At 45.9% G+C, this 5002-nt stretch carries 4 protein-coding genes; all 4 read left to right on the top strand.

What is annotated here, in order from left to right; translation table 11 throughout:
* Positions 1–493: 493 nt before the first annotated feature.
* The 4 genes from QVP35_RS11250 (at position 494) to deoC (ending at position 4900) form a co-directional block, all read left to right on the top strand.
* A complete protein-coding gene (locus tag QVP35_RS11250) occupies positions 494–1279 on the top strand; it encodes an FAD binding domain-containing protein (RefSeq protein ID WP_009288929.1) in 786 nt (261 codons plus the stop codon).
* 2 nt (positions 1280–1281) lie between these two features.
* The gene (locus tag QVP35_RS11245) at positions 1282–1740 is read left to right on the top strand and encodes a (2Fe-2S)-binding protein (protein ID WP_009288928.1); all 459 of its coding nucleotides are present in this window, start codon (positions 1282–1284) and stop codon (positions 1738–1740) included.
* A gap of 1 nt (position 1741) precedes the next feature.
* Positions 1742–4018, top strand: coding sequence for a xanthine dehydrogenase family protein molybdopterin-binding subunit (locus QVP35_RS11240; RefSeq protein ID WP_009288927.1), 2277 nt, complete (start codon positions 1742–1744; stop codon positions 4016–4018).
* A gap of 195 nt (positions 4019–4213) precedes the next feature.
* Entirely contained in the window at positions 4214–4900 is a 687-nt protein-coding gene (gene deoC, locus QVP35_RS11235; RefSeq protein WP_009288926.1) for a deoxyribose-phosphate aldolase, read from the top strand.
* The last annotated feature ends 102 nt before the right edge of the window (positions 4901–5002 follow it).

Here is a 5002-nt window from a genome sequence, read left to right as displayed (position 1 = left end):
TAAACAGTAACAAGAGTTGTATTGAAATTTGATTGCAAGATCAAACCGTTTCATCACAGCCAGATAAACAGTAACAGAAATAAGATATACCCTGATAGTTAGGCACAGAATAGGAGTCCATGTCTAACTGCCAGGGTATTTTTCTGTATGTCATGACATTTTGACTAGTTTTACGACTTGCTGCCTCAGATATGTAAGATTTTTTAACATTCAGCAAAGTCTCTGCGGCGGTCCATTTGGAACTATCTAACGATAGTTTTTTAGCACTATTGGAGGAATGCATTTCAAAGCGTGACGGAAATAGCGCTAAAAACCCCATACCTTATCAAATATAGCGCACCCACCTGAAGGGTATAAATTTATCTAATTCTTGTATACATCTGGTTTTTCTCAAAAAACTCTTTCGTTCTTTCTTATTTCTATGTTAGAGTATAAATTAGTGTTTTCTGTCCGGAAACGAAAAAATGTGTCGGACGGGGAGTGATTTTAACGAATGACGATGGAGGAGATTAAATTGGTAACGATAGCAAATTATTTAAGGCCGGAAAGTCTTTCGGAGGCATATGAGCTGAACCAAAAGAAGGCTAACCGGGTCCTTGGGGGGATGATGTGGCTGAGACTTTGTTCTCCCCGCATACAAAATGCCATTGATTTGTCCGGACTTGATTTAGACTACATTAGGGAGACAGAGGATGCGTTTGAGATCGGAGCTATGTGTTCCCTGAGGAGCCTGGAAACTCATCCGGGGCTGGAGGCTTATTTTTGCGGAGCCATAAAGGAAAGCGTGCGGCATATCGTGGGTGTCCAGTTCAGGAATCAGGCCACAGTAGGCGGGAGTATCTACGGCAGATTTGGTTTTTCTGATGTGTTGACCTGTCTGCTTGCCCTCGACACGGAAGTGGTGTTGGTTCATGCAGGGAAAATGACTTTGGCTGAATTTGCTGACAGGAAGCGTGACCGTGATATCTTAGAGAAGATCATCATTAAAAAAGATGGGCGCAGAGTCGCTTATCTGTCCCAGAGGGCGACAAAGACCGATTTCCCTGTGGCTGCATGTGCTGTATCTAAAAAGGAAGATACATGGTATGTCTCCGTTGGAGCAAGGCCGGCGAAGGCTGAGCTTGCTGTGATCCATGGAGAACCGGCAGAGACTTTGGGCGAAAAGGCAGTCGCTGACATGAAATTTGGAAGCAATATGAGAGGCAGCGCTGAATACCGGGAAGCGATCGCAAAAGTTCTCGTAAGGCGTGCCGCAAATGCTGTATTGGAGGAGTCATAGGGATGGAAGTGAAATTTCAGTTAAACGGAAAGCCGGCGGCAGCTGATATAGAGCCGGACTGTATGCTGCTGGATTTATTGAGAGATATGGGATGTTACAGCGTCAAAAGGGGCTGTGACACAACCAACTGCGGTCTGTGTACCGTTTTGGTGGACGGAAAACCGAGTCTTTCCTGCGCCATGCCGGCAGCCAGGGCAGAAGGAAAAGAAATCGTTACTTTAGAAGGGCTTCAGGAAGAGGCGGAAGATTTTGGAAGGTTCCTGGCAAAAGAAGGGGCAGAACAGTGTGGATACTGTTCTCCAGGATTTATCATGAATGTGATTGCGATGATGAGAGAATTAAAAGATCCATCCATTGAGGAAATAAAAGAGTATCTGGCAGGGAACCTCTGCCGGTGTTCCGGATATGAGGGCCAGATGCGCGCCATTCAAAGTTACATGAAAGAAAAAGGAGGACAGTAACATGAATTCAGTCAATACTTCTGTCCCAAAAGTAGATTCCATGGCATTGGTGACCGGAAAACCTGTCTATACGGATGATCTGGCTCCGAAGGACTGCCTGATTGTCAAGGTTTTAAGGAGTCCCCATGCCCATGCTAAGATCCAGAAAATAGAAACGGAAAGAGCACTGAAAGTTCCGGGAATTGAGTGTGTTTTGACTCATGAAGACTGCCCGGACAAGAGATTTACTATGGCCGGACAGACTTATCCAGAGCCGAGTCCCTATGACCGCAGGATCTTAGACGACAGGGTACGTTTTGTCGGAGATGCGGTTGCAGTGATTGCCGGTGTCTCTGAAAAAGCAGTGGCAAAGGCTATGAAGCTTGTAAAAGTAGATTACGAAGTGCTGGAGCCGGTCCTTAATTTCAGAAAGGCGAAAGATCACGAGATCCTGGTGCATCCGGAAGAAAACTGGAAAGCTCTCTGTGAAGTTGGGGCGGATAATCGCAGAAATCTCTGTGCCCACAATGAGACACAGGAAGGCGATATAGACAAGGTGCTGAAAGATTGTAAATATTACGTAGAGGAGACTTATCACACGAAAGCAAACCAGCAGGCCATGATGGAAAACTTCTGTACGTTTACACATATGGACGCATATGGAAGGCTCAATGTGGTGTCTTCCACGCAGGTCACTTTCCATGTGAGAAGAATTCTGGCACATGCCTTAGATATTCCAAAGTCAAAGATCCGTGTAGTAAAGCCAAGGATCGGAGGAGGCTTTGGGGCGAAGCAGACGGTAGTTACGGAAGTCTATCCGGCCCTGGTGACCATGAAGACAGGGAAGCCTGCGAAGATCGTCTACACAAGAGAAGAATCTTTCATCGCATCTAGTCCGAGGCATGAGATGGAAGTCACCGTGCGCATCGGTGCAGATGAAAATGGAATTATTAAGGGAATCGATGTATATACTCTGTCAAATACAGGGGCATACGGAGAGCATGGCCCGACGACCGTTGGGCTCTCCGGACATAAGTCCATCCCTCTGTACGGCAAGACAGAAGCATTCCGATTTGCTTACGATGTAGTCTATACCAATGTCATGTCTGCCGGTGCTTACCGGGGATACGGAGCTACTCAGGGTATTTTTGCCGTGGAATCCGCAGTAAATGAACTGGCCCATAAGATGAATATGGATCCGGTGAAGTTAAGAGAAATGAACATGGTGAAGGAAGGCCAGAAGATGTCTGCTTACTATGGTGAGACAGCAACAAGCTGTGCTCTGGACAAATGTGTGGAGCGGGTGAAAGAGATGATCTCATGGGATGAGAAATATCCAAGAAAAGACATGGGGAACGGAAAAGTCAGGGGTGTTGGTCTGGCATTAGCCATGCAGGGATCCGGAATTTCCAATGTGGACACGGCTGCTGTGACGATCAAAGTAAACGACGACGGATTTTACAGTCTGATCATAGGAGCTTCTGACATGGGAACCGGATGCGATACGATCCTTGCCCAGATGGCAGCAGACTGTCTGGATTGTGATATGGATCAGATCATTGTCCACGGAGTGGATACGGACGTATCTCCGTATGATACAGGCTCCTACGCATCCAGTACAACCTATGTGACCGGAATGGCTGTGGTCAAGACTTGTGAGGTCTTGAAAGAAAAGATTCTTAAAAAAGGTGCCCAGTACATTTCTTGTTCTAAGGAAGAAGTGGAATTTGACGGAAAGAGAGTGTTCCATCCGGAAAGCGGAAAAGAAATATCATTAAAAGAGATCGGCAATCAGGTGATGTGCGGAAATGAGGAAGCGCTTCAGGCAAGCGAATCCCATTATTCCCCGACTTCTCCGCCTCCTTTTATGGCAGGTGCCGCAGAAGTGGAAGTGGATTTGGAGACTGGAGCAGTGGAGCTGATTGATTTCGCGGCTGTGGTGGACTGTGGAACTGTCATTAATCCGAATCTTGCAAGAGTCCAGACCGAAGGAGGCATTGCTCAGGGAATCGGAATGGCTTTGTATGAAGAAATCCTTTACAATGACAAAGGGAAGACATCGGCCAACTCTTTTATGCAGTACAAGATTCCTACAAGACAGGACATCGGAAATATCCGGGTAGAATTCCAGAGCAGCTACGAGCCGACAGGACCTTTTGGGGCAAAATCCATCGGAGAAATTGTCATTAATACCCCAAATCCGGCAATCGCTGAGGCAGTATACAATGCGTCGGGAGTGCGTGTGAGAGAACTGCCGATTACAGCAGAGAAGATCTACATGGGGATGAAAGAAAAATAAAAAACTGAAAATATTTTATAAAAGAAGAGTCTGTGAGAGAAAATCTTTCCAGATTCTTCTTTGTTTTATTAGAGGATACAGCGCTTACGAAAACTTTTGTTTGCTTTTGTTCTATTATGTATTGCTTTTATATATTACCTGTGGTAATATAAAGCCATAAACACAAGTAAACGAAGTAAAACGCATGTAAACGAAATGGAGGGTGCAGAGATGAAGATCACGGCAGAACAGTTGGCAGGTATGGTAGATCACACAAATTTAAAGGCATTTGCAGACAGAGCAATGTTTGAAAAGCTTTGCGGCGAGGCGAAAGAGTACCGGTTCAAGATGGTAGCGATCAATCCGGCACAGATCAGTCTGTGCAAAGAACTGTTGGATGGAAGTCCGGTGCATGTGGGGGCAGCCATTGGATTTCCTCTCGGGCAGACCACACTTGAGTGCAAAGTCTTCGAGACCAAAGATGCCATAGAAAAGGGAGCCGATGAGATTGACTATGTGATCAACGTGGCGGAAGTAAAAAACAAAAATTTCGAGTACATAAAAGAAGAGATGGAGCAGATCGTGGCTGTCTGCAGGAAGGCAGGGGTCATCAGCAAAGTGATCTTTGAAAACTGTTACCTGACTGACGAAGAAAAAACAAAAGTTGCAGAAATTGCAAAAGAGGTAAAGCCGGATTTCATTAAAACATCTACGGGATTTGGAACCGGAGGGGCTGCAGTGGAAGACGTGAGGCTGATGAAATCAGTCGTGGGCGATACAGTGAAAGTAAAAGCCGCGGGAGGCATCAGAGATCTGAAAACTGCCCTGGATATGATAGAAGCCGGAGCTGAGAGACTCGGAACGAGTGCAGGTGTTGAGATTATAAAAGAGATGCAGGAATAAGGGGAGGAAAATAAGATGAGAGAAGTCAAAGTATGTCTGATCGGCTCCGGAAGGGCAGGTATGGTCCACGCACATAATTACACAGGAAGCGTTCCTAATGCA

It is taken from the genome of Anaerostipes sp. CAG:276, from assembly GCF_000432215.1.
Taxonomy (GTDB): Bacteria; Bacillota; Clostridia; order Lachnospirales; family Lachnospiraceae; genus Anaerostipes; species Anaerostipes caccae.
Note: the sequence above shows the minus strand (reverse complement) of the source record. Positions and strands in the feature narration are given on the sequence as shown.

What these genes read in the sequence shown, in the direction of transcription:
- deoC (WP_009288926.1), top strand. Translation starts at nt 4,214, where the DNA reads ATGGAGGGTGCAGAGATGAAGATCACGGCAGAACAGTTGGCAGGTATG.
- QVP35_RS11240 (WP_009288927.1), top strand. Translation starts at nt 1,742, where the DNA reads ATGAATTCAGTCAATACTTCTGTCCCAAAAGTAGATTCCATGGCATTG.
- QVP35_RS11245 (WP_009288928.1), top strand. Translation starts at nt 1,282, where the DNA reads ATGGAAGTGAAATTTCAGTTAAACGGAAAGCCGGCGGCAGCTGATATA.
- QVP35_RS11250 (WP_009288929.1), top strand. Translation starts at nt 494, where the DNA reads ATGACGATGGAGGAGATTAAATTGGTAACGATAGCAAATTATTTAAGG.